Here is a 25,929-nt window from a genome sequence, read left to right as displayed (position 1 = left end):
AATGAGTATTGAAATTAAAGTACCTGATATTGGTGACGACGAAGTAGAAGTAACCGAAATATTAGTAAGCGTTGGCGACAAAGTAGATGTGGACCAATCACTATTAAATGTTGAAGGCGACAAAGCATCAATGGAAATACCTGCTTCGCAAGCGGGTACAGTGAAAGAGATTAAAGTGAACGTTGGCGACACCGTTACAACTGGCTCTTTAGTATTTTTGTTTGAAGGCGAGAGTGAAGGCACTGGCTCGACTAATGCATCAGCCGCTGCTCCAGCTAAATCTGAAGAGGCAGCACCTGCTGCTTCTACAGGTTCTTCGACTAAAGAAGTAACCGTACCAGATATTGGCGATGACGAAGTTGAAGTAACTGAAATCATGGTTGCTGTTGGCGACACCGTTGAAGAAGAGCAATCTATCTTAAACGTTGAAGGCGACAAGGCTGCAATGGAAGTGCCAGCACCATTTGCTGGAACGGTTAAAGAAATTAAAGTCGCCGCTGGCGATACAGTTAAAACAGGCTCGTTAGTGTTTGTTTTTGAAGTAGCAGGAAGTGAATCTGCAGCACCGGCTAAAGAGTCGGCTCCTGTAGAAGCGCCAGCAGCTAGCTCAACAGCAAACGCAGCACCAAGTACTAAAGAAGTTAATGTACCTGATATTGGTGGCGATGAAGTTGAAGTAACTGAAATTATGGTTGCCGTTGGCGACGAGGTTTCAGAAGATCAATCAATCTTAAACGTTGAAGGCGACAAAGCTGCAATGGAAGTACCCGCTCCATTTGCAGGTACAGTTAAAGAAATTAAAGTAGCCGCTGGCGATAAAGTATCGACTGGCTCATTAATTTTTGTATTTGAAGTTGCAGGCAGCGCGCCAGTAGCAGCACCTGCACCAGCTGAAAAATCAGCACCTGCAGCTGCGGCTAAAACAGAGTCGGCTCCCGCTCAAGCAGCACCTGCAAAAGCAAGTAATGAAAGCTTCACAGAAAACAGCGCGTATGCTCATGCATCACCTGTTGTTCGCCGTTTAGCGCGTGAGTTTGGTATTAACCTAGCTAACGTTAAAGGCACTGGTCGTAAAAACCGTGTGGTTAAAGAAGACGTGCAAAACTATGTTAAAACACTGGTTAAGCAAGTTGAATCTGGTCAATTATCAGCAGGTAGTAATGCTGGTGGCAGCGAGCTTGGTCTAATTCCATGGCCTAAAGTAGATTTTGCTAAGTTTGGTGAAATTGAAGAGAAAAAACTATCTCGCATTCAAAAGCTATCAGGCAAAAACTTACACCGTAACTGGGTACAAATTCCACACGTTACACAGTTTGACGAAGCTGATATCACCAGTCTTGAAGTATTTCGTAAAGAGCAAAATGCACTTAGCGAGAAGAAAAAGCTGGGTGTTAAAATCACACCACTTGTGTTTGTGATGAAAGCAGCGGCTAAAGCACTTGCAGACTTCCCAACATTTAACTCTTCACTGTCTAACGATGGCGAAAGTTTAATTCTTAAGAAGTACATTAACATTGGTGTTGCTGTTGATACGCCAAATGGTTTAGTAGTGCCAGTGTTTAAAGATGTTGATAAAAAAGGCATTATTGAATTATCACGAGAACTAATGGAAGTATCTGTTAAAGCCCGTGACGGTAAGCTTACATCGTCTGATATGCAAGGTGGTTGTTTTACTATCTCTAGCCTTGGCGGTATTGGCGGTACGGCATTTACGCCGATTGTTAATGCGCCAGAAGTTGCTATTTTAGGTGTATCTAAATCTGAAATGAAACCTAAATGGAATGGTAAAGAGTTTGAACCTAAACTAATGGTTCCACTTTCTATGTCATACGACCATAGGGTTATTGACGGAGCATTAGCTGCACGCTTTACTGTGACCCTTGCAAGTTACATGAGCGATATTCGCCAGTTGGTGATGTAACCAGTTTAGAAAAATTGGTATACGCAATAAAATAAATAGAATCGAATCCCAGCCAGTTGTTTTTAGCTGGGATTTTTACCATTTGCAATGATACAATCTTTGTACGAATTGCATCACTTTGTGCGCTGCTCACTCTTTCTGCCTTGCAGAAACATGGCAGTTAAATTTTAGGGCAGTGTCCCGTTCAAACAATTAAGGTAAAAGCATGAGCAACGAATTAAAAACTCAAGTTGTTGTACTAGGCGGTGGTCCTGGTGGTTATTCTGCGGCTTTCCGTGCTGCTGACTTGGGCTTAGAAGTTACATTAGTAGAATCTCGCGAAACATTAGGTGGCGTATGTCTTAATGTTGGTTGTATTCCTTCTAAAGCACTTTTACACGTAGCTAAAGTGATTGATGACGCAGCTGAAATGTCATCTCACGGTGTTACTTTTGGCGCACCAAAAATCGATCTTGACCAAGTTCGTACTTGGAAAGATTCTGTAGTTGGCCAGTTAACTGGTGGACTAGAAGGCATGGCCAAAATGCGTAAAGTGAAAGTTGTATCTGGATACGGCAAATTCACTGGCAGCAATACTTTAGTAGTTGAAGGCGCAGACGGCGCTACAACTATCACGTTTGATAACGCGATTATTGCAGCAGGCTCTAAACCAGTTAACTTACCTTTCATCCCACAAGATGACCGTGTAATTGATTCAACTGGTGCACTAGAGCTTAAAGACGTACCAGAAAAATTACTTGTACTTGGTGGTGGTATTATCGGTCTTGAAATGGGTACGGTATACCGTGCGCTAGGTTCTGCAATTGATGTTGTAGAATTTGCTGATCAATTAGTACCAGCAGCTGATAAAGACATTATCAAAATTTACCAAAAATACGTAAGCAAAAAATTCAACGTAATGCTTTCAACTAAAGTTGTTGGTGTTGAAGCTAAAGAAGACGGCTTATACGTAACGTTTGAAGGTAAAAACGCACCAGCAGAACCTGTACGTTACGACAAAGTACTTGTTGCAGTTGGCCGTACTCCAAACGGTAACTTACTTGATGCTGAAAAAGCGGGCGTAAACGTTGATGAACGTGGCTTTATTAATGTTGATAAGCAATTACGTACTAATGTAAGCCATATTTTTGCAATCGGCGACTTAGTTGGCCAGCCAATGCTTGCGCATAAAGCGGTTCATGAAGGTCATGTTGCTGCAGAAGTTATTTCTGGTCAGAAGCATTTCTTCGACCCTAAATGTATTCCTTCAATAGCGTACACAGACCCAGAAATCGCTTGGGTAGGTGTTACTGAGAAAGAAGCAAAAGAGCAAGGCTTAAAAGTTGAAACTGCGGTATTCCCGTGGGCAGCATCTGGTCGTGCAATTGCATCTGCTCGTACTGAAGGTTCTACTAAACTTATCTTTGATAAAGAAAGTGGCCGTATAATCGGTGGTGCTATGATCGGTATTAACGCGGGCGAAATGCTTGGCGAAATCGGTTTAGGTATTGAAATGGGTGCTGATGGTGAAGACTTAGCGCTTACAATTCATGCTCACCCAACATTGAACGAATCAATCGGCCTTGCAGCTGAAATTTTTGAAGGTTCGATCACTGACCTACCAAACAAAAAAGCAGTTAAAAAGAAGTAATTTAACTCTTTAGCATTTGTTTGAAAAACCCAACTTAGGTTGGGTTTTTTTATGTCTGGTTTTTAATTTAAGAGATGTTGAATTAATTCAATGATACCAATCTGTTTATATATGGGGTCTATTTAGCGTTAAGAAAATTACGCTAGAACTAGGCAAAAGTTTTTGTATCTAGTTGTTCTAAATAAAAAATTTTTAACGAAGTTATAGTGCAATTTAATTCGTTAAATTGATCAAAGATTTATGCAGGTTGGTATGGCTATAAATATAAGATTAAATAACAATAAGTCGTTACAATGCGCGCTTAATTAATTGAAGGTAAATACAGTGAAAAACTCAGTTTTAGCATTACGCGCTCAACAAATAAGTGAATCCCGTCGAGAGTTTAATGCTCGAGGCGGTAAATTAGATCGCTGTGAGCAATGCTTAATAGCTAAGCACTACTGTATTTGTAAAGGTGTTGAACAGGCTGATTGTACGGCTGCAGTCTGTTTATTGATGTACCATAATGAAAGCTTTAAACCTTCAAATACCGGACGTTTAATTGCTGAAATAGTGCCTGATAATCACGCTTTTAGATGGGACAGAACAGATCCTAACCCAGCGCTTTTAGCTTTAATAAATGATTCGCAGTATCAGCCAATGGTCGTGTTTCCTGCTGAAGATGTAGAAGAGGGCAGAGCTATTACCGAAGTGAGTATTGAATTAGGTAAAAAGCCGCTATTTATATTTTTAGATGGTACGTGGCGAGAAGCAAAGAAAATGATTCGTAAAAGTCCCTATTTAGATAACCTGCCAGTGCTTTCTGTTACTGCTGATAAATTATCTGATTACCGATTACGTGTAGCCCCTCATGCGCATCAACTAGGCACTGCTGAAGTGGCTATTATGGTGTTAGCCCTTGCGGGCGAAATGGATGCATCAACAAAGCTTGAGCAACATTTTATAAAGTTTCGCGATGCGTATTTATTAGGTAAACGTAATAAAGGCAGGCCTGAGTCTGATCAGAGCTAACTTAAGCCGATTGTTTGCTCGTGTATTCTAAGTAAGTTATCGCTTTATTTTGAAGTGCTGTAAAACTTTCTTCAGATGTTAACTTTACAACTGTTTCATATAGTTGATTCATACTTGTATGCACTTGGCTAAATGAATGGAAGTCACTGCTTTCCATTTTTTTGCTTCTTCTACTCTTTTTAAAAAATACTTATTAATATTAATATTAACTTTACCATTAAAATTTGTGCGGCCTATTGCATTTGCTAGCTTATTTAATTGATAACTAAATTCGTCATCACGGGCGGTTTCACCTCTTTGGGTTGTTCTGATATCACTTTCTAATTGAATAATAACGTTGAGTATCGTTTTAAACTCACTCATAGACATGTTAGAAAAATCGTATCCTTCTGGATTAAACAAAGCAGAATAAGGATTTTCTTTTGGGGTAGGAGCCGTAAAAATACAAATATACTCTGCTGTGCTATTTACTGGGCTATTAAGTGTGGAGACGTTTTTACTCGATTTAAAATTTATATCCATAAACTATTTATGTTCCTTCATATAAATTGTGCTCTGAAGCTGATGAGATTGCTATTTCCTCTATTATTAATATGTTTGACTTAATTACCTATGCAAATAAAAGCGCGCTCTATCTCTAGGCGCGCTTGCGGAATCTTCTAATTTTCTGCATCCTGCAATTGAACTTAATCAACTCCAATTTTTACTAATCCATGTTATTACAATATTACTTTTTAGTTCTATGTAATCTAGGCTATCCGGGCCTGTCTCCTTTAATTCCTGAACATCCTGTAAGGTAAATACTATTACCAAATCCTTCCATTGCACTTCCTAGTGCATCCGTGTATTAATCAATCCATTGTGTTGCCTAAAAGGCCTGTCCATCTATTCCTTAAACATCCTGTCAAACAACTTAAACCCTTGTTGTTATCCCTTTCGCACCTTCCTGATGCTATCCATTTTTACAACATTCCATTGTGTTACTCATCCTGAGCCTGTCCTAAAATCCGTATTTCCTTGGTAACCTAATCATTGGTTGGTCGAATAAATAATTTGCTTGTATTTAATCGATAAGCATCACTGCTTGGTTGATGGGTAAATTATAGGTGAATGGAGCAACTTAAATAGGGCTGAAACCATATTTAATTAGTATTTATGCAATAGCTAAAGTTTATTAATGCTTTATTTTCAATTAGTTATTTAACTAATGCTTGTTTTATATGTTGCTTTTTACTCATTAGCTGTCACATCCGTGAGAGATGTCTTACATGACATTTCTGTTTTAGACACCTTTTACCTACTTACAGCTATTTAAGGTGTGCACTTTTTAACTGTTCACGGTAGAATTATTTGATAATAATTATTATTTAGGTGGAATAATGAAGACACTCGCTATCACTTTAGGATTAATAGTATCGGCGCCAGCCTTTGCAAACGACGTCGTTAATATTTACTCTTTTCGCCAACCGTTTTTAATACAGCCAATTTTGGATGATTTTACAAAACAAACCGGCATCCAAACGAATGTTGTTTTTGCTAAAAAAGGATTAATTGAACGTGTTAAGCGCGAGGGAAAACATAGCAAAGCCGACTTAGTACTAACTTCTAACTTTAGTGCACTTATTCAATTAGAAGATTTAAAGTTAACGCAAACTATTAAAAGTGACAGCGTAAATGATAATGTGCCTGCAGCATTTCGTGATGGCGAAGGCCAGTGGGTTGCGCTAACAAAGCGTGTACGTAATGTTTATTCATCAAAAGAGCGAGTAGGTGCGTTACCAAACCTAACTTATGAAGAGTTGGCTGATCCTAAATATAAAGGGCAAATTTGCACTCGTTCGGGTAAGCATCCTTATAATTTGGGGCTTGTTGCATCAATGATAGCTCACCATGGTAAGGCTGATACTAAAACATGGCTTGAAGGCGTCAAAGCTAATTTAGCGCGCAAACCCCAAGGTAACGACCGTGCTCAAGTTAAAGCTGTTAAAGAAGGTTTGTGCAATTTAGCGTTAGGTAATAGTTATTACCTTGGAAAAATGTTGCAAGATAAAGAACAAAAAGGTTGGGCGGAAGCGGTAAATATTAATTTCCCGAACCAAATTAATCGTGGCTCGCACATAAATGTATCGGGTGCGGTTATTACTAAGTTCGCTAAAAATCCTGAAAATGCCTTGAAACTCATAGAGTATATGACCGACAATAAAGCACAAAACATGTATGCCTCACTAAATATGGAGTATCCAGTTAAGCCAGGTGTGCAATTATCCAGTTTGGTTGCGTCTTGGGGGAGCTTTAAGGAAGACAGCTTGCCACTCGATGAGATCAGTAAATATCGTCCGTTAGCGCTTAAGCTGATTGATGAGGTGAAGTTCGATCTTTAATGACTTATAAATTTAAGCTGTCTAAATGGCAGCTCTTTGCGTGGTCGACGGGTTTGATTCTGTCGGCCCCGTTGTTTTTTCTTCTTTTTGAATCTCTGCAAGGTAACTCTGAGGTGTTTTCTCATCTTTGGGATACAGTGCTTTGGGATTACATTACTAATACTGTGTTGCTGGTTTTAGGCGTTTGTGTGCTTAGCTGTGCTATTGCGCTGCCACTCGGTTGGCTTACTGCTTACTGTAGTTTTCCTGGTAAAAAGCAGTTTGAATGGGCACTTATGTTGCCCCTTGCTATGCCTACCTATATTATTGCCTATGTATACACTGATTTATTAGACTATGCGGGCCCTGTGCAAATAGCACTTAGAAAATGGTTTGGCTGGCAATCACCTAGTGACTATTGGTTTTTTGATATACGTACACTACCTGGCGCTATCGTTATGATTGCCTTGGTACTTTACCCGTATTTATTTTTAATTTTTAAAACAGCCCTTCGCGAACAGTCATTCAAATTAGTACAAGCTAGTCAATTAATGGGGCTATCTCCTAAACAAAGTTTTTTTAAAGTAAGTTTGGTGCTCTCTCGCGGCGCAATTGTTGCGGCTCTTGCACTCATTAGTATGGAAACTATGGCTGACTTTGCAACCGTCAGCTATTTTGCCGTGAGCACATTAACGACCGCCGTATACGATACATGGTTTGGTTATTATTCGCTTACAGCGGCCGCTAAAATATCGGGTGTAATGCTCTTACTTTTATTTTTGGCATTAATGGCAGAACGCTTTAGCCGCCGTAACCAAGCGGTATTTGAGCGCCAATCAAGTGTAAATAGCGAATCTCTCTATGTATTAAAAGGAAAGTCGGCTTGGCTAGCAACTGCATTTTGTGGCTTTATTTTACTTATCGCTTTTTTAATTCCCATTGCAGTACTCGTAAACTACGCAATTACCTACTTTGATAAAGCGTGGAACATTGAGTTTTTTAGCTATGCTTGGCAAAGTTTAAAAGTAGCAGGGATAGTGAGTGTAATAACCATTACGTTGAGTATTTTTGTGGTTTTTTATCAGCGTGTTGCAAAGCAAACGTATCCGCTTATTCCTGGGCGTTTAGCCAGTACGGGCTATGCATTGCCTGGTACAGTGCTCGCTATTGCTGTTTTATTACCACTTACATTATTAGAAAACACCATCAATGAAGCGCTCGAACCATATAATTTAGATATAGGTTTACTGCTTACAGGCAGTATTCTTACTATTATTATTGCTTACATTGTTAGGTTTTATGCCATCGCACACGGAGCGATAGAATCGAGTTTTTACGCATTAGCCCATCACTCGATATGGCAAGTCAATCAATGGGTAAAAGCCAAGGGCAAACATTGCGTTTAATACATCTACCTTTATTACGCCGTGGACTACTTACGGCGGCATTACTGGTGTTTATTGAGTGCATGAAAGAGCTACCTGCGGCGTTATTGCTCAGACCGTTTAATTTTGAAAGCTTAGCAACTCATGTATTTCAGTATGTGAGTGACGAGCAGTTAGAGCTTGCTTCAATTTCGGCATTATTTATTGTTATTGTCGGGTTTATTCCTTTGTATCTTATTAATCGTTCTATGGAGCAACGTAGTTAAATGAGTAGTTTAATTTTACAAGGCGTGAGCTATCACTATAACGGCACAAAGGTTATTCACGATTTAGATTTAACAGTGGGCAAAGATGAAATTGTTTGTCTGCTCGGTGCAAGTGGTTGCGGTAAAACAACCACATTAAAAGCCATTGCAGGTTTAATTGAAGCCAAGCAAGGGTCTATTTTTATAGACGGTAAATTAGTGAGTAATGAGCAATCATTTGTCTCACCTGAGCATCGTAACATCGGCATGATGTTTCAAGACTATGCATTGTTTCCGCATTTAACGGTGGCAAATAATATCGCATTTGGGCTTAGTAAAATGAGTAAAGCCCAAAAGCAGCATCGTGTTGATGAAATGCTTAAGCTTGTTCATTTAATTGGCTGTGCCGATAGATTTCCTCATCAGTTATCGGGTGGTCAGCAGCAACGCGTAGCGATTGCTCGCGCATTAGCTTATAAACCTAGTTTGTTATTGCTTGATGAGCCTTTTTCAAACATTGATACACAAGTACGCTTTGAGCTAATCGCCGATATACGTCGAATTATTAAGGCAACACAAGTCTCTGCTGTATTTGTTACGCACTCAAAAGAAGAGGCATTTGCCTTTTCCGATACACTTGCCATTATGCATCGCGGTAAAATTGCGCAACAAGGCACGCCAGAACAGCTTTTTGCAGCCCCAAGCTCAAAGGAGGTTGCAGAGTTTCTGGGTCAAGGCATATACTTAGAGGCAGAAGTATTAACGACAACTGAATATAATACACCGTTCGGCTTAGTTAAATCATATATTGGACATGAGCATAGAGCGAGTGTAGGTAAAATATATGTTCGTCCTCACCAGATTGAATTGGTAAGTGATAATCTATGTGACAGGCACTGTGAACGAGCTACAATATTAAGTAGTCGCTTTATTGGTTCAGCGTATGTTTACACAGTCGTTATTGCTGAGCAAGAAGTTGAAGTTGCTGCACAATATGACCAATCATTTGAAAAAAATGAACAGGTTATAATAAAAATAAAACCTCACACGGTGAACTTTTTCGAATCATAATTAATTTGTTATTCGCTGTGTTTTTATCTATAAAACTAAGGAATAACAATGGCGCAAGCGCAATCAGGGATTTGTGCTGAAGCAAACTTACACGGTTTGCACTTATTTTTTAATGTGTTTGATGGTCAAGATGAATCGCTACGCGTAAAACTAAAGCAAGTAAGCGCTATTGAAGAAGAATTTAGCGATCAGTTTTCAGAATCAATGCTCTCTTGTATGGTCGCTATTGGTGCGCAATATTGGCCACATATCCTTCCGGAGTACATTCCAAGCGAATTACAGAGCTTTCCTAATATAAATCACAGCGATCACCAAATGAGCGTGCAACCGTGTGATTTGTTTGTGCAAATTCGCTCTGACCGTGAAGACGTTAACCATTTATTTGCCCTGCAAGTATTAAAGTTATTTGCTCCTGATGTAGAGCTGGTAGAGCAGGTTCGTAATTTTCGCTTTTTAGATGGACGAGACTTTAATGGCTTTATTTATGGTGGCGATTCTGCTCATGGTAGAAAAAAGCGTGCGACGGCACTAATAAATAAACCGGGTAGCTTTGAAGATCAAGGAAGTTATATTCATGTACAACGTTATAAGCATGACTTAACTGTGTGGCAGCATTTATCATTAAGTGAGCAAGAGCAAATAATGGGTCGTACGCGCCTTGATAACACACTAATTACCCCCGCGATCGAAACCAGCCATGCTTCGCGTAGTGAGCTAAAAGATGAAGACGGGCAACCGCTACTATTAAATCAAAGCATGCCTTATGGCGATGTGTATGAGCAGGGAATGTTATCAATTACATGTGCATGTAAAGGAACCGCGTTCGAAAAAATACTTAAAAGCCGTTTAGGCGAAGGTGATTGTTACGACCACTGGCTTGATTTTACTCAAGCCGATATGGGTTCTGCTTTTTTTGCACCTTCGGTCGGATTTTTAAAACAGATTTAATTACGATTAATAATCAAACCGTATCAAATAAAATGCGAACGCGTTCAAGCGTCACGTCTATTTCAGATATTTTAGCCGGGGCGATAAAAATAGTGTCATCGCCGGCAATAGTTCCTAGTACGCCATCTGCTTTACCTAATGAATCTAATAAACGTGCAATAAGCTGAGCCGCACCTGGGCTGGTACGAATGATGATCATCATTTCGTTGTGCATAATGTCGATTACTAATTGGCGTAATGGGCTTTTAGCCGTAGGTACACCCATTTCAGCAGGTAAGCAGTAAACCATTTCTTGTTTGGCATTACGTGTGCGTACAGCGCCAAACTTACTTAACATGCGTGATACTTTACTTTGGCTTATATTGTCAAAGCCTTGCTCTTTTAACGCATCAACTATTTCGCCTTGAGAGCCAAAGTTTTCTTCTTTTAAAAGCGATTTAAATGCTTTTACCAGTGCTTCTTGTTTATCTTGTGGTTGCATAGCCTTTATTCATTTTTGTTATTTATGCTGCAAATTCTACACAATAATGAATAATTATGCAGCAGTTGTTTAGTTAACTTGCCAGTTTGATGCGTTAAATCACAAAAGTTTACGACTATGGTCGAAAATATACTTGAAATAGACAGGATAAATTTGTTTTTAGTCGCTAATTTCATTATCTTAAGAGCCACAAATATTTCCTACCTCAAATGACGGAGAATTCCAATGAAAGTTGCTGTATTAGGTGCTGCAGGCGGTATCGGCCAAGCGTTGTCTTTATTATTAAAAACAGGCTTACCAGCTGGCTCTGAATTATCACTTTATGATGTTGCACCAGTAGTACCAGGTGTTGCGGTTGACCTTTCTCACATCCCAACAGATGTTAAAGTTGCAGGCTTTGGCGCAGACGATTTAAATAAAGCGCTTGAAGGTTCTGACATCGTTCTTATCCCAGCGGGTATGCCACGTAAACCAGGTATGGATCGTGCTGATTTATTCAATGTAAATGCTGGCATCATCAAAACGTTAGCAGAAGGCATTGTTGCCAGCTGTCCTAAAGCGTTAGTAGGTATTATTACTAACCCAGTAAACGGCACAGTTCCAATTGTTGCTGAAGTATTCAAAAAAGCAGGTACTTACGACGCTAAACGCGTATTCGGTATTACTACGCTTGACGTTATTCGTTCAGAAGCATTTGTTGCTGAACTTAAAGGCGTAGACGTAGCAACTGTAAAAGTACCAGTAATTGGTGGTCACTCAGGCACAACGATTCTGCCTCTACTTTCTCAAGTTGAAGGTGTTTCTTTCACAGATGAAGAAGTTGCTGCACTTACTCCACGTATTCAAAATGCGGGTACTGAAGTTGTAAATGCTAAAGCAGGCGGTGGTTCAGCTACGCTATCTATGGGTGCTGCTGCAGCGCGTTTTTGTATGTCTTTAGTTAAAGGCCTACAAGGTGAAGAAGTTGTAGATTACGCTTACGTTGCTGTTGAAAATGGCGATGCAGAGTACTTTGCACATCCAGTACGTTTAGGTAAAAACGGCGTAGAAGAAATTCTTTCTTACGGCGAACTAAGCGCATTTGAAACAAAAGCAAAAAATGACATGCTTGAAACTCTGAAAAAAGACATTAAAGAAGGTGTTGATTTCATGGCGTAATAGCCGGTTTAAGCAACAAAAAAGCCTGCATTTGCAGGCTTTTTATTGCTCAGAATTAATGTCACACTGTGTAACTAGTTAAAACTAGTGGTCGCGGTCAACCGCAATACGGGCAAGGCTTATAAGTGCTTGCTTATAGTCAGACTCAGCTAAAAAGTCTAAACAGGCAATGGCTTTTTCGGCCTCAAGCTCTGCTTTTTGCATTGTAAACTCAAGCGCATTAGTTTGTTTTAGTGCAGTTAAAATTTCTTCTAAATGCTCCATACCATTACTGTGCTCTATTGCATCACGAATAAGTTGCGTTTGCTGCTCGCTACCATGTTGCATAGCATAAATAAGCGGAAGGGTTGGTTTGCCTTCAGCTAAATCATCGCCAATGTTTTTACCTAGCTGCTCAGCATCCGCATTGTAATCGAGTACATCATCCACTAACTGAAACGCGGTGCCTAAATGCATACCGTATAAGTTTAATGCGTCGAGTGTCGCTTGGTCTTGCTCAGTAATAATGGCAGCAAGGCCTGTAGCTGCTTCAAATAATTTAGCCGTTTTAGAGTAAATAACCTGCATATAGCTGGCTTCAGTCGTATCTGGGTCATTGCAGTTCATTAGCTGCAATACTTCACCTTCAGCAATAATGTTTGTTGCATCGGCAAGTACTTGCATAACCTGCATTTTTCCAAGGCCAACCATAAGCTGAAATGAGCGAGTGTAAATAAAGTCACCAACCAATACGCTAGCAGCATTACCAAATTCAGCATTTGCAGTAGGCGTGCCACGTCGTAAGTTTGATTCATCTACAACATCATCATGTAATAGCGTTGCTGTATGAATAAACTCAACAATTGTTGCAAGTGTTATGTGATCTTTACCCTGATAACCGAGCGCCTTGGCTGCTAAAATTGCGAGCATTGGACGAACACGTTTGCCGCCACTGCTAACTATATATAAACCAAGCTGATTAACTAACGCCACATCTGAGCGCATTTGCGCATGTATAAGTTGATTGACGTCATTCATATCGCTTTCGATTAACGCCTGGATAGCTTTTATATCCATTGATCTCCGAGCCAATTTTTATGTGTGAACGGCGCAGATTGTACAACAAAAAATGCACTAGCTCGATATTTTGTGACGATTGATTGAAAAAACACTATTAAAGTACTGAATAAGAGCTTAATTGGTTGAGATAACTGATTAATAGATAACCAATATGCAATATGAGTCGCGCTTAGATATTATACAGCGAGAGCTCTATTTAAGCGCATTAACTTATTTCGCTTAACAGCTAAAAAGCACTTGGCAAAAGGGTCAATTAATATAAACTGGGGGAAATATTGAATTACTCTCAATGCAGCTACTTTTTATTCATTTTAATTACAAAATAGGCTTGCTAGTTATTTCGCGTTAGCGTAAACTTCGCGCCCTATCGAAGAATATTTTAGTTGCACCGATTTGAGGGTGCACAGACGGAGTTAATTATGTACGCGGTTTTCCAAAGTGGTGGTAAACAGCATCGTGTGACTGAAGGTCAAACGATTCGTCTTGAAAAATTAGACGTTGAAACTGGTGCGGCAGTAGAATTTGATTCAGTACTTTTAGTTGCTGATGGTGAGAAAATCGAGATCGGTGTACCGTTCGTAAACGGTGGCAAGATAACAGCTGAGGTTGTTTCACATGGTCGCGGTGAGAAGATTAAGGTTGTTAAATTTAGACGCCGTAAGCATTCTCGTAAGCAAATGGGCCATCGTCAATGGTTCACTGAAGTTAAAATCACTAGCATTAGCGCTTAATTAGAGGTACTTAGAAATGGCACATAAAAAAGCAGCTGGTAGTACTCGTAACGGTCGCGATTCAGAAAGCAAACGCTTAGGTGTTAAGCGTTTTGGTGGCGAATCAGTTCTAGCGGGTAGCATCATTGTTCGTCAGCGTGGAACTCGTTTCCACCCTGGTACAAACGTAGGTATCGGTAAAGACCACACTATCTTCGCAAAAGCAGATGGTAAAGTTCAGTTTGAACAGAAAGGTCCTTTAAACCGTAAATACGTAACTATCGTAACTGAGTAATCAGTAAGGTAGTTAAAAAACCCCGCCTTTGCGGGGTTTTTTGTTTTAAGAAAAAAATATATACCCAAGCCAAGCCTGCAATCAGCTTGGCTTCGGTATATAATAGTTAAATTAACAAGCCAATCCCTAAAGTGAGTAATCATGAAGTTTGTAGATGAAGTAGAAATTCGCGCAGAAGCTGGAGACGGTGGCAGCGGCATCGTGTCTTTCCGTCGTGAAAAATATGTTCCAGATGGTGGACCAGACGGCGGTGACGGTGGAGACGGTGGTAGTGTTTATCTACAAGCTGATGAAAACTTAAATACCCTCATTGATTATCAGTTTGAGCGTTTCCATAGAGCTGAACGTGGTACTAACGGTCGTAGCCGTAACTGTACAGGCCGAAAAGCCGATGACTTATTTGTTATGGTGCCTGTAGGCACACGTATCATGGATGTTGATACCCAAGAGGGACTTGGTGATTTAACGCAACATGGTCAACGTATTTTGGTTGCAAAAGGTGGTTTCCACGGCTTGGGGAATGCACGTTTTAAATCAAGTACTAACCGAGCACCTCGTCAAAAAACCTTGGGTACTGAAGGCGAAGTACGTAATTTAAAATTAGAGTTGCTACTATTAGCGGATGTAGGCTTACTAGGGCTTCCTAACGCAGGTAAATCTACGTTTATCCGTAGTGTATCAGCAGCAAGGCCTAAAGTAGCTGATTACCCGTTTACAACGCTTATTCCTAATTTGGGCGTAGTGCGTCCAGAAGCGAATAAATCATTTGTAATAGCTGACATACCAGGCTTAATTGAAGGTGCATCTGATGGTGCAGGCTTAGGCATCCGCTTCTTGAAGCATTTAGAGCGTTGTCGTGTGTTATTACACATTATTGATGTAATGCCGGTAGATGGTTCAAACCCTGTTGATAATGCATTCTCGATTATTAACGAGCTACATCAATACAGCCCTAAATTAGCTGAAAAGCCACGTTGGTTAGTTTTTAATAAAATAGACTTATTACCAGAGGACGAAGCAAAAGCGTTATGTGAAGCTATTGCAGAAGAACTGGGCGAAACTGAAAATATTTATCACATTTCAGCGATTAATAAACTCAATACTCAACCTTTAATTCACAACATAATGACACTGCTCGATAGCATGCCTAAAGAGAAGTTTGTACAGGTTGAAGATGAAGAGATTGAATTCAAGTGGGATACCTATCATGAAAAAGCCACTAAAGGTAAAGGCAATGATGATGATTGGGACGACTGGGATGAAGATGATTACGACGTAGAAGTTGTCTACGAGCGCTAATTAAATAGAATTTATAAAAAGGAGCTTATGCTCCTTTTTCTTTGTTTAAAAATAAAGTACTAGGTATTTAATATGATAATTTCAATGATTGCAGCAATGGCAAATAACCGTGTAATTGGCCTAGATAATAAAATGCCATGGCATTTACCTGCAGATCTTCAGCATTTTAAAAAAGTGACTACAGGTAAGCCTGTAATTATGGGTCGTAAAACTTTTGAATCTATCGGACGTCCTCTGCCTGGGCGACGTAATATTATTATTACTCGTAATCTTGGGTATCAAGCTGATGGAATTGAAACGGTAGCAACACCAGAGGCTGCATTGAATTTAGTTTCTGACGCTGAAGAAGTAATGATCATTGGTGGTGGAAATATTTATCAGCAGTTTTTAGAGCGTGCAGATCGCTTATATTTAACGTTTATAGATTTAGATGTAGAAGGCGATACACAATTCCCAGATTATCAAAAAATAGCTAAATGGGAGCTTAAAGAAGAGTTAAGTATGCAGCCTGATAATAAAAACAAATCTAGTTATAAATTCGTAACTTTATATAAAATTCAATAACATTATTGCGAAAATCTACGTGTGTTGGTACAATATTAACCAATCAACATAGGTAAAAAGTACCATAAAGGGTTTTTCATGTTTAAATTACCAAAGCTAGTTATTGTTACTGCTATTGCAGTAGGTTCATTTTCGTATGTAGCGCCTGCAAACGCTGAAGATCAATTAGCTGTATCTATTTGCGAGTATATAGCAGCGGACGATAAAAACCGTTTACGTAGTAAACTTAAAAGTTCTCGTGTAAAAATTCGTAATATCTACGATGCAATACAATGTAATGGTAATAACTTATTACGCCATGCAGTTGCAAGCAACGCAATAGATACTGGTGAATACATTGTTAAAAACCTTTCAAAAAGTTCATTAGCTGATGGCGCAGATATCGCTTGGGCTGAAGGTAACCATGCTGGTTCACCACTTATTGCTGTAATTAAAGACCGTGCTGGTCTGTAATTAAAAAGCATTTAAAAGCCGCGTTTTATACGCGGTTTTTTTGTAATTAAAAATCACGTAACTGTGATTTTTCAATAAAAAGCCGATATTACTATGTAATATCGGCTTTTTATTGAAAGGGTAATTATCTTATACCAATCTGCTTATATATGGGGTCTATTTAACGTTAAGAAAATTACGCTAGAACTAGGCAAAAATTTTTGTATCTAGTGTTTTAAATAAAAAATTTTTAACGACGTTATAGTGCAATTTAATTCGTTAAATTGATCAAAGATTTATGCTGGTTGGTACTACTCTTTAATAAAGGCCTCACCTTCCACCATCCATTTAGCAGCAGGTTTACCTTTTAAGTAATGATCAAAATACTGCATCATACGCACTGAAAAATCGACCTGATTAGGAAACTTTTTCAAATGATGCGGTTCGCCTTCGTACTGCAAGAAGGTAGCGTTCTTTCCTGCACGACGAAGTGCTAAATAATACTGGACGCTTTCATGCCAAGGTACGGCATCATCTTTATCACCAGACATTATCAAAATAGGCGTATTCACTTTGTCTGCAAAAAATACAGGTGAATTTTCTATATAAAGTTCAGGGGCTTCAAATAAGTTTTTACCTATACGGCTTTGCCCTGTTTCGTATTGGAATTGACGAGCAAGACCCGATTTTAATCGAATGCCGCTATAAGCACTGGTCATGTTTGATACTGGTGCACCTGATACAACCGCTTTGAACATATCTGTTTGGGTTATCATAAACGCACTTTGATAACCTGCCCATGAGTGCCCTTGTAAGCCAATTTTATTTTTATCAGCTATACCTAAATCAATAAGCTTTTGAGTGGCGTTAATCATTGTTTGTGTTGACGATTTACCCGGGTGACCTATTTCAAAACGAATATCAGGTAAAAATACAGCATAACCGTTTGAAGTAAACAGAGGGAAATTAGGGCGATGGTTTAATTCCATTTTTGGAAAGTCATACATACGCTGGCTCATGTAACGGTAAAAATACACAACTACAGGTACTTTATCGCCTTTTTTATATCCCGCTGGTTTTATTAGTACGCCTTGTAAGTCTTCGCCATCAAAGCCTTTATAGCTTATTAGTTCTGGCTTTTCGCCCCAGGCAAAATTATTAATTTGTGGGTTTAGAGTGGTCACTTGTTTTGGTGCACTAAAGCTAAAATCTGTTTGGTAGTAATCAGGAAATTGGCTATAAGTTTGCGAAGTGAATAAGTACTTGTCAGCTTTTTTGGCTTTTTTAACTACATCAAAGCGTTTATTACCACTAAGTACTTTGGTTATTGTGTTAGTGGTTAAGTCGAGTTTTGCAACTTCGCTTTGTTTAGTTTGTAAGTTAATAGCAGAGACAAGTAATGTATCGTCTTTTTTAAAGCCCACTTGGGTTTTATCAAGCTTAATAACACGGTACTGCGTATTGCTTTGCTTACCATTAGTTAGGCGTTTAGCTTGCTGCGTTTTTACGTCAAATGCCCAAATATCGTATTTACTGTAAGCAAGTATTTGGCTGCTATCGGTCATCCAGCCAGCAAAACCATAACCAGGCTGAGTAGACGGGTAGTCGTGTTTATCATCTGCAAAGGTTGCCTGAATCGCTTTTGTAAGCGGCGTTACTTTATTATTTTTTAAATCTTTTAGCTGTATTTGGCTATCGTTAAAATAAGCTGCAAATTCACCGTTTGGTGCAAGGCTTGGTCTAAACGGATAGTTACTAATAATGGGAGTTTGTTTACCGGTGTTTATATTTACTGCAAAGTAATCAGCAAAAAAACCGCCGTACATTATTTTTTCTAGGTAGGGGATGTTAGATGAGCCAAGTAAAGATACATCTCGCTGAGGGTTTAGTGCAACCTCAGGCATATTAGTGGTACTGAGCTGTACCACTTTTTGCGAGTTAACGTGATATACCGCGCTGTAATGGCGGTTTTTATTAACTTCGTTCCATTGCTGTTCTTCACGCGGTTTTATTTGCGCATCGTTGTTGTGCCATACATCTAAACCTTTATGTTCACGTATGGTATCAAAGTCGTACAATGAGGCTTCGTCGGTATATTCTTTGGCTTTTACTTTAGCTGCTAATTTTGGATGGTTTTCAAAATATAAGCGCTCGCCATTTTCTGACCATTCAAGGGTGGCTGTTTTACCTAGGGTCCATGCTTTATTAGGTGAATCTATAGTTGCAAGCTTCTCGTTTTTATATAGCTGTAAAGTGTAGCTTCGACGGCGGGTGTCATCATTTACATAGTTACCCAATGTAAACGCTGCAATATTGTCAGTTGGGTGCCACGCTATTTTATTTGCGATTACGCCCGGTTCATCAATTAATGCACTGCTATTAAAGTCACTTAGCTCAATTAACGCTATTTGGTTGTTATTACCGTCGCTGTAACTTTGACTCACTAATAGCTGGCTGTTAGCTGAGTTAATTGCGTAGCTAAATACGTTTTCTATTGTATGGCTGCGTTTATCAGATAAATTTACGATAACAAGTGGATAGCTCTTATCTTTTTTATCGGGCGTGATAGCGTTGTCTTCTTCGTTTTTAGTGCTATCGGATTTATCTTCTACTTTTGCGTCATCGTCTTTTTTATTTAAACGATAAGCAAGCCACATACCATCATCAGATAACGTGTAATCTTTTACATCAGCAAAGCTTTGTTGAGCACCTGATTGTGTGTTTACGAGTACCAGATTGTTTTTAAGTGTGTCTTTTTTTGGTTGTTTCTTTTTCAAGTAAGGTAGGTACTTGTGTAAAAGCGACCCAGTTAGCGGCTTTATTAATATGAGGCTTTGTACCGCGTTCTACTTCTGCGATGAGTGTATTGCTTTGTAGTGAGTAAACTTGGCCAGTTGCATTTCCACGATACGGCGTTGCACTAAAAGTGAGTACTTGGCCATTGTCAGATAGTTGCGTGCTTTTAGCTGATTTAAAACTAAATACGTCTTTAAATTGTAGCGATTCTTTGGCGTGTATGCCGGTGCTAGTTAAGCTGGCAATGAGTGCCGTGCTTAATAAGGTGAGTTTTGTTTTCATTATTGATTCTCGTATTATGACATTGTTTCATTGTAACGAGTTTGGTTCATAATTCGAGCGGATCAGATAAATGGCAGCTATATACGATAAAACGACCCGTAGGTCGTTTTATCGTATTTAATTTATTAATTTAGCAAACATTACAGCCAAATTTTTTGTAGCTCAAGCCATTGTTTTTCAAATTGAGTACTTGGTTTAACTTTAAAGTCGCTACGTACAAACTGATTCATTTTTCCTTCAACGTAAGCAAGTAAAAAGTTTGCAAGCGTAAGCTCATCACTTTGAAAGTTTTTACCTTCACGAAGCTTTCTCTCACGAAGTACTTGTTTAAACTGAGTTTCTAGTTTTTCAAAAAAACTTTGTACACGCTCACGTAATCGCTCTTGTTCACCTTGCAGAGCATCGCCAGTTAGAATACGTGTAATGCCTGGGTTTTTTTCAGCAAATGTGAGTAGCAGCAATAAAATATTATATATACGTGCTTGGCTTTCTTTTTCGTTTTCTAAAATAAGGTTAATGCGCGATAAAAGAGTATCTTCAATAAACTCAATTAAGCCCTCAAACATACGTGCTTTGCTCGGAAAGTGGCGATATAACGCAGCTTCAGATACACCTACCTCAGCAGCTAGCTTAGCTGTAGTGATTCGTTGCCCTGGGCTGGTTTCTAGCATTTGTGCGAGTGCTTGCAGTATTTGCTCTTTGCGATTACTTCTTTTTGTCGCAGGCATGAACATTCCTTTTTATTAGTTATTCTTAGTGGCGCAGTTAAGAACCCTAGTCATTTTTTGTTCAAATGAATGGCGTATGTTAATGTTTTATTCAGTTTGTTTCCAGCCTTTTTATAGATGTTTGGCCAGCTGTTCGATCACCTTGCGGGCTATTTCTGTTTTACTTGTTGGTGGTAATTCTAGTTGTTCATTATGCCAGTACAGTGTTAAAGCATTATGATCGGAATTAAACCCTAAGCCACTTTTTGACACGTCATTAGCGCAAATCATATCTAGGTTTTTGTTTTTTAGTTTACCTTTAGCGTAGTTTTCTACGTTTTGTGTTTCAGCGGCAAACCCTACTGTATAAGGGCGGTTTTGCTTAAGATTAGCAACAGCAGCAATTACGTCAGGGTTTTTAGTTAAAGTCAGTGTGAGTTCGTCGCCTTGCTTTTTCATTTTTTGAGTCGCAATATTTGCAGCTCGGTAATCTGCAACAGCAGCACAGCCAATAAAAGCATCTGATTGTGGCGCGTAAGCAAGTGATTCAGTTAATAACTGCTCAGCGCTTTCTATATTAATAAGATTTGCGCCAGTAGGGGCTTTTATAGTTACAGGGCCTGAAATTAAGTTAACCTTTGCGCCAAGTAATAAAGCCGCTTCTGCAAGTGCGTAGCCCATCTTCCCTGAGCTGTGATTTGATATAAAACGCACCGGATCGAGTGGCTCTCGCGTTGGACCTGCTGTTATTGTAATTGTTTTGCCAACAAGCAGTTGTGGGTGCTCTTTTGTAATACATAGCTGGACAAGTTCATGTGGCTCTAGCATGCGTCCTGCGCCAACATCGCCACAAGCTTGCTCGCCTTTGCCTGGCCCCCAAATAAGTACGTTACGTGCCTTTAGCGTTGCCAAGTTAGCCTGTGTGGCTGCGTGGGCATACATTTGTTGATTCATTGCTGGCGCAACAGCTACTTTTGCAGGTGTCGCCAGTAGCAGCGTAGTTAGTAAATCATCAGCAATACCAGCGGCCATTTTGGCGATAATATTACACGTTGCAGGAGCAACTAAAATTAGATCAGCCCATTTTGCAAATTCAATATGGCCCATTGCAGCTTCGGCTGAAGGGTCTAATAATGAATCTGAGACAATTTCGCCGCTTACAGCTTGCATAGTCAATGGTGTAATAAAGTGCTTAGCGGATTCAGTCATGACTACTTTTACTTCACAACCAGAATCTTTTAATCGCCTTACTAGCTCAGCGCATTTATAAGCCGCAATACCACCGCTAATGCCAAGTACAATTTTTTTGTTCGTTAAAGTGATCATGGTTGTTTATCAGTCTTATTTAATATTGTGTCTAAAATAACAAATCTTTGCTTATTGAGCTAAGTTTTAATACTAAAATAACGGGCAAAATTTGAATTTTGCATTACATTTATAGAACACTTTTGCTCCTCAAGGATGAATAATGCAACTCACTGCACTACCTAATTCGCTTCGCCCTCGTGAAAAGCTCATTGAAAAAGGGGCCAAAGCATTAAGTGATGCAGAGCTTCTAGCTATATTTTTACGTACTGGGTTACCGGGTATGAATGTTATTGAGCTGGCTCAACATTTATTGAATGAAAATAAAACACTGCATAATTTATTTAACGCCAGTATTGAAGAGTTTTGCTCTCAAAAGGGATTAGGAACTGCTAAGTATGTACAGCTACAAGCTGTACTTGAGTTAAGTCAACGTTACATGCAGGAACGTTGCCAACGAGATGCCGTATTTAATTCGCCAAATTCAGTCTACGATTACCTGACAATTCAAATGCGTGGTTTGCAGCAAGAAGTGTTTATGGTGTTATATCTCGATAGTCAAAATCGTTTAGTTAAAGACGAAATACTTTTTTATGGCACAATTAATTCTGCCAGTGTTTATCCGCGTGAAGTGGTAAAGGCTGCGCTAAAGAATAATGCGGCTGCTGTTATTTTTGCTCATAATCACCCAAGTGGCATTGCAGAGCCAAGCCAAGCAGATAAACTCATCACTAATAAATTACAACAAGCGCTGCAATTGGTCGACATAAGTGTGCTCGATCACATCATTGTTGGCGGTGAAACTTGTGTTTCGTTTGCTGAGCGAGGCCTAATTTAGCTCCTTAGATAGATAAATGTGCTAAAAATGAGCTGTTTAATACGTTTTGGCAAATTAGTTTAATTTAAATGCAGTTTTTACTTTCCCTAAGGGCATTCGATCTTTATAATTGGCCGCTATCAAATTTACATATGAGCTGGTTGGATAGATCAGTATTTGATCTTTGCCTGTAAAAGCTGTATAAAGAGCGCCCTTCGATTTATCTCTAGGGCAGAAATACACGGCCTTAGATTAAATTAAGCTCGAGCGAAGTTATTGGAGATATATAGACATGTCTAAAGTATGTCAAGTTACAGGTAAGCGTCCAGCGGTTGGTAATCACCGTTCACACGCGAGAAACGCGACTAGACGTCGTTTCCTACCTAACCTACAAACACACCGTTTTTGGGTTGAAAGTGAAAAACGTTTTGTAACATTACGCACTACTACTAAAGGTATGCGTATTATCGATAAAAAAGGCATCGACACGGTTCTTACAGAAATCCGTGCTCGCGGCGTTAAAGTTTAAGGATCTGAATCATGCGCGATAAAATCCGTTTAGTTTCAACTGCCGGTACTGGTTTTTTCTACACTACTGACAAAAACAAACGTAACATGCCTGAGAAGATGGAAATCAAAAAGTTTGATCCAAAGATTCGTAAACATGTTCTTTTTAAAGAAGCTAAAATTAAGTAATTTTAGTTCTTCTTTTAGAATGTAAAAACCCAGCCTAGGCTGGGTTTTTTGTTTTTGTGGTTAAGTAATTTAATATTGGTTTGAATAATTAACTAACCTGAACTCTGCTTGAGATAGATTTATTATCCAGAGTTCAGGTTAACTACATAGCTTTAATTTCTTAATTATACCAATTTTCTTGGGTCTGTTGATCTTTGCGGATTAAAATTTGTTCAAACTAGGGGCTATTTAATCGCGGCGCGAAATTTGTAACCTAGTGGGCTCGGTAACTGCTCCTGCGTTACTCTACTGGCTTACATCCATGTAAGAATAAGTAAAAACCGAGCAAAGCTTCCGCGTCCTGCTCACGCCCCTTACCTACATCCATGCAGGCAACAAAGAATAAATAGCCCCTAGGAAGAATCCTTTGGGCAGCGCCTGTTTGGTATTAATGCTACGTTATTGCCTATTTATGGGGAATAGCCACACTGCATAGGCTCTGCCTTGCCTGAATACCAAACAGAATGCTGCAAATTTAACCTTAAAAGAACAACATACCCTAATTAAGTGATCTACTTTGAGGTGAGAAAACCGTGTTGATAACAAGGCAAAAATTTCGTTATTTAGTTGTCCTATATCAGAAATTTTTAACACAGTTAGCGTCAGATTTAATCCCCCAAATTGATTAAGTATTATTGCGGATTGGTATTACTCACCGTATTAAAAATGATTCATAGTCGACTGTATGGATGTAGGGGATAAAGTAAGGCACTGAGTAATTAGTGATAACAACTATAGTCATACTTCACCTTGTTATTGCGCAATTATCTTATCGTTAAATAAACCCATATAAGCAGATTGGCGTAATCCGAGTTGCTATAAATTGTTTTTAAATAAAAAAAGGCCAAGCTTTTCAGCTTGACCTTTGCTCTCAGGGAGTTGTTTCAATAAATTATGGCTGATATTGTCCGGTAAGAGTTAAGCCAGAGAATGTGCTGTAAGCGTTAACGCTTAAATGCCATGTTCCTGCTTGTGGGCTTGAGAATGTACATGTTTCAGCGTTACCATTTTTATATGGACGGCAGTCGTAACTTGATGCTGTTGGTTGGCTACCAAATTTAACAAATAAGTCAGCATCGCCAGTCCCACCTGATGTTGTTACGGTAAATGTAGACATACCGGCAGGTACATCTAGGGTGTAATGTTTCCATTGACCAGCATTAGCACTTACATCACTTACTGAGCCACCACCGGCTGCAGGTGGTGTTGTTGTCGTACCGCCACTTGCTGCAGCAACAGCGGCTGCTGCATCTACAATACCAGTACCACAGTTATTACATGAAGCTGGGAATGAACGCGTTGTCGATTTTAGAATATTTTCTATCTCATCAGGCGTAGCATTTGGTTTAGCTTGCTTAATAAGTGCTGCAACACCAGCAACATGAGGAGCTGCCATAGATGTACCTTGTGAAAAACCGTAGCTATCACTTGAAGGTGTTGACGAGCCTGTATTATAAGTTGATAGAACGCCTTCAGAGTCGTTTGCAAAACTTTGTGCGCCGCCAGGTGCTGCAACATCAATATTGCTACCGTAGTTTGAGTAATAAGCGCGACCGCCGTTGCGCCCAACCGATGCTACGTTTACTACACCGCTACAGTTACCTGGATTGTAGTTTGCTGAGTTGTCGTTATCGTTACCAGCTGCAATAACCACAACAGTGCCATTGCTACGTGCTGTGTTAATCGCATTTTGCGTTGTAGAACTACATGAACCGCTGCCACCTAAACTCATGTTAATTACATCTGCAGGGTTTGAGTTTGCAGGAACGCCTGAAACACTTCCACCTGATGCCCAAATAATGCCGTCAGCAATGTCAGATGTTAAACCACCACACTTACCAAGCACACGAACAGGAACTACTTTTGCATTATAAGCAACGCCAGCAACACCTTCACCATTATTAGTGACAGCAGCAACTGTGCCGGCAACATGCGTACCATGCCAGCTAGAGTTTTGTGCACCGTTAGAACCACATTCATTTGCTGCAACCGCATCGCCAGGATCGCGAGCATCGCTATCACGACCACCGCCATCATTTGCTACCGACAAGTTAGAAATCATATCGTAACCAGGGAGAATATTTGCATTCAAATCAGCATGAGGGCGGTAGCCTGTATCAAGCACCGCGACCACTACGCCGCTACCTGTTGCTGTATCCCATGCTGCTGGCAAGTTTAGACCACCCGCTTGCTCGTAGTAATGCCATTGATCATCAAAGCGAGGATCATTAGGTGTCGAAAAAGGTTGCAACATTTGATCGACTTCAATGTATTCAACATTGCCAGAAGCAATAACATCTTGCATAAACTCTTGCGCTTCGGCTGCATTTAGCTTCTTGTCTGCACGCATAACATGGTGATTATTAAGTGCCATTGCACGTACATATTTACCTTTTACCTTCCCTTTTTTAGACGAAAAGTTTTTAACAAAACGTTGAGCGCGTTGTTTCATATTTGATGAGTTAGCGCTCGCTGTTGAAAAAGTGGCTAGTTCATTACTGTTATTTTTATATTTAATAATGAATTGGGTTTCAAAACCGCTTTGGATTTGTAGTTTTGCTGTGGTTTCAGCCATTGAAGGAGCAATTGCTTGAGCTGGATTTGCCATACTTGATGTTGCTGAAAAAAGCGTACTTACAGTTAAAGCTATAGCGCACTTTTGAAAAGTTTTTCTTGTTGTCATAATTTTTCCTAGATTTTATTAGTAATTTCGTGATT

Annotated in this window: 21 protein-coding genes and 2 pseudogenes; 16 read left to right on the top strand and 7 right to left on the bottom strand. The window is 39.5% G+C overall.

Annotated features, from left to right (window positions below; genetic code table 11):
- Window position 1: 1 nt before the first annotated feature.
- The 3 genes from aceF to P4S65_RS02080 all read left to right on the top strand — a co-directional run bounded on the left by aceF (window position 2) and on the right by P4S65_RS02080 (window position 4,562).
- Window positions 2–1,921, top strand: coding sequence for a pyruvate dehydrogenase complex dihydrolipoyllysine-residue acetyltransferase (aceF, locus tag P4S65_RS02090; protein WP_337119485.1), 1,920 nt, complete (start codon window positions 2–4; stop codon window positions 1,919–1,921).
- A gap of 205 nt (window positions 1,922–2,126) precedes the next feature.
- The gene (gene lpdA, locus P4S65_RS02085; RefSeq protein ID WP_007378726.1) at window positions 2,127–3,551 is read left to right on the top strand and encodes a dihydrolipoyl dehydrogenase; all 1,425 of its coding nucleotides are present in this window, start codon (window positions 2,127–2,129) and stop codon (window positions 3,549–3,551) included.
- Window positions 3,552–3,875: 324 nt separating this feature from the next.
- A complete protein-coding gene (locus P4S65_RS02080) occupies window positions 3,876–4,562 on the top strand; it encodes a tRNA-uridine aminocarboxypropyltransferase (RefSeq protein WP_007378727.1) in 687 nt (228 codons plus the stop codon).
- Window positions 4,563–4,670: 108 nt separating this feature from the next.
- Here P4S65_RS02080 and P4S65_RS02075 read toward each other — a convergent pair whose 3' ends face one another.
- Window positions 4,671–5,084 carry a hypothetical protein gene (locus P4S65_RS02075; RefSeq protein ID WP_337119484.1) on the bottom strand — a complete coding sequence of 138 codons (414 nt, stop codon included), beginning with the start codon at window positions 5,082–5,084 and terminating at the stop codon, window positions 4,671–4,673.
- Between the two features lie 854 nt (window positions 5,085–5,938).
- Here P4S65_RS02075 and P4S65_RS02070 point away from each other — a divergent pair.
- The 4 genes and pseudogenes from P4S65_RS02070 to P4S65_RS02055 all read left to right on the top strand — a co-directional run bounded on the left by P4S65_RS02070 (window position 5,939) and on the right by P4S65_RS02055 (window position 10,571).
- A complete protein-coding gene (locus P4S65_RS02070; protein ID WP_096793811.1) occupies window positions 5,939–6,943 on the top strand; it encodes an extracellular solute-binding protein in 1,005 nt (334 codons plus the stop codon).
- Window positions 6,943–8,573: pseudogene (locus P4S65_RS02065) on the top strand (ABC transporter permease). Before P4S65_RS02070 ends, P4S65_RS02065 begins: the two are co-directional and overlap by 1 nt.
- Window positions 8,574–9,623: an ABC transporter ATP-binding protein gene (locus P4S65_RS02060; protein ID WP_033038668.1), complete on the top strand. Its 1,050-nt coding sequence runs from the start codon at window positions 8,574–8,576 to the stop codon at window positions 9,621–9,623. It begins immediately after the preceding pseudogene.
- Between the two features lie 48 nt (window positions 9,624–9,671).
- Window positions 9,672–10,571, top strand: coding sequence for a Dyp-type peroxidase (locus P4S65_RS02055; protein ID WP_096793808.1), 900 nt, complete (start codon window positions 9,672–9,674; stop codon window positions 10,569–10,571).
- Between the two features lie 13 nt (window positions 10,572–10,584).
- Here P4S65_RS02055 and argR read toward each other — a convergent pair whose 3' ends face one another.
- A complete protein-coding gene (gene argR / locus P4S65_RS02050) occupies window positions 10,585–11,052 on the bottom strand; it encodes a transcriptional regulator ArgR (protein ID WP_006794541.1) in 468 nt (155 codons plus the stop codon).
- 225 nt (window positions 11,053–11,277) lie between these two features.
- On the opposite strand from argR, the gene mdh reads away from it, so the two are divergent.
- Window positions 11,278–12,210, top strand: a complete 933-nt coding sequence (gene mdh / locus P4S65_RS02045; RefSeq protein ID WP_002957751.1) for a malate dehydrogenase — start codon at window positions 11,278–11,280, stop codon at window positions 12,208–12,210.
- Between the two features lie 84 nt (window positions 12,211–12,294).
- Here the strand turns inward: mdh and ispB are convergent, their stop codons facing one another.
- Entirely contained in the window at window positions 12,295–13,266 is a 972-nt protein-coding gene (gene ispB, locus P4S65_RS02040) for an octaprenyl diphosphate synthase (protein ID WP_182695569.1), read from the bottom strand.
- Between the two features lie 422 nt (window positions 13,267–13,688).
- Between ispB and rplU the strand changes: the two genes are divergently transcribed.
- The 5 genes from rplU (at window position 13,689) to P4S65_RS02015 (ending at window position 16,590) form a co-directional block, all read left to right on the top strand.
- Window positions 13,689–14,000 (top strand): 50S ribosomal protein L21, encoded by a 312-nt coding sequence (rplU, locus tag P4S65_RS02035; protein WP_002957748.1) that lies wholly within the window; start codon window positions 13,689–13,691, stop codon window positions 13,998–14,000.
- A gap of 16 nt (window positions 14,001–14,016) precedes the next feature.
- Complete coding sequence (rpmA, locus tag P4S65_RS02030) at window positions 14,017–14,274, top strand: 50S ribosomal protein L27 (protein ID WP_002957747.1); 258 nt, start codon at window positions 14,017–14,019, stop codon at window positions 14,272–14,274.
- A 141-nt stretch (window positions 14,275–14,415) separates the two neighbouring features.
- Entirely contained in the window at window positions 14,416–15,573 is a 1,158-nt protein-coding gene (gene cgtA, locus P4S65_RS02025) for an Obg family GTPase CgtA (RefSeq protein WP_007378734.1), read from the top strand.
- A 72-nt stretch (window positions 15,574–15,645) separates the two neighbouring features.
- Window positions 15,646–16,137, top strand: a complete 492-nt coding sequence (folA, locus tag P4S65_RS02020; protein ID WP_008136828.1) for a type 3 dihydrofolate reductase — start codon at window positions 15,646–15,648, stop codon at window positions 16,135–16,137.
- A 78-nt stretch (window positions 16,138–16,215) separates the two neighbouring features.
- A complete protein-coding gene (locus P4S65_RS02015; RefSeq protein WP_337119483.1) occupies window positions 16,216–16,590 on the top strand; it encodes a DUF3718 domain-containing protein in 375 nt (124 codons plus the stop codon).
- A gap of 290 nt (window positions 16,591–16,880) precedes the next feature.
- Here the strand turns inward: P4S65_RS02015 and P4S65_RS02010 are convergent.
- The 3 genes and pseudogenes from P4S65_RS02010 to coaBC all read right to left on the bottom strand — a co-directional run bounded on the left by P4S65_RS02010 (window position 16,881) and on the right by coaBC (window position 21,680).
- Window positions 16,881–19,647, bottom strand: a pseudogene (locus tag P4S65_RS02010) (prolyl oligopeptidase family serine peptidase).
- 140 nt (window positions 19,648–19,787) lie between these two features.
- Complete coding sequence (gene slmA, locus P4S65_RS02005) at window positions 19,788–20,375, bottom strand: nucleoid occlusion factor SlmA (protein ID WP_007378613.1); 588 nt, start codon at window positions 20,373–20,375, stop codon at window positions 19,788–19,790.
- 111 nt (window positions 20,376–20,486) lie between these two features.
- Window positions 20,487–21,680, bottom strand: coding sequence for a bifunctional phosphopantothenoylcysteine decarboxylase/phosphopantothenate--cysteine ligase CoaBC (gene coaBC, locus P4S65_RS02000; protein ID WP_008138084.1), 1,194 nt, complete (start codon window positions 21,678–21,680; stop codon window positions 20,487–20,489).
- Window positions 21,681–21,822: 142 nt separating this feature from the next.
- On the opposite strand from coaBC, the gene radC reads away from it, so the two are divergent.
- The 3 genes from radC (at window position 21,823) to rpmG (ending at window position 23,172) form a co-directional block, all read left to right on the top strand.
- On the top strand, window positions 21,823–22,497 hold the full coding sequence (gene radC, locus P4S65_RS01995; protein WP_007378615.1) for a RadC family protein: 675 nt from the start codon (window positions 21,823–21,825) through the stop codon (window positions 22,495–22,497).
- 271 nt (window positions 22,498–22,768) lie between these two features.
- Complete coding sequence (gene rpmB / locus P4S65_RS01990) at window positions 22,769–23,005, top strand: 50S ribosomal protein L28 (protein WP_004335549.1); 237 nt, start codon at window positions 22,769–22,771, stop codon at window positions 23,003–23,005.
- 11 nt (window positions 23,006–23,016) lie between these two features.
- Window positions 23,017–23,172, top strand: a complete 156-nt coding sequence (gene rpmG / locus P4S65_RS01985; protein ID WP_004335545.1) for a 50S ribosomal protein L33 — start codon at window positions 23,017–23,019, stop codon at window positions 23,170–23,172.
- A gap of 931 nt (window positions 23,173–24,103) precedes the next feature.
- Here rpmG and P4S65_RS01980 read toward each other — a convergent pair.
- Complete coding sequence (locus P4S65_RS01980) at window positions 24,104–25,894, bottom strand: S8 family peptidase (protein ID WP_337119482.1); 1,791 nt, start codon at window positions 25,892–25,894, stop codon at window positions 24,104–24,106.
- Window positions 25,895–25,929: the final 35 nt, after the last annotated feature.

Origin of the sequence: Pseudoalteromonas sp. B131b (genome assembly GCF_037162545.1) — a bacterium.
Classification (GTDB): Bacteria; Pseudomonadota; Gammaproteobacteria; order Enterobacterales; family Alteromonadaceae; genus Pseudoalteromonas; species Pseudoalteromonas fuliginea.
The sequence above is the reverse complement of the archived record's forward strand: the minus strand, read 5'-3'. Positions and strand labels throughout refer to the sequence as shown.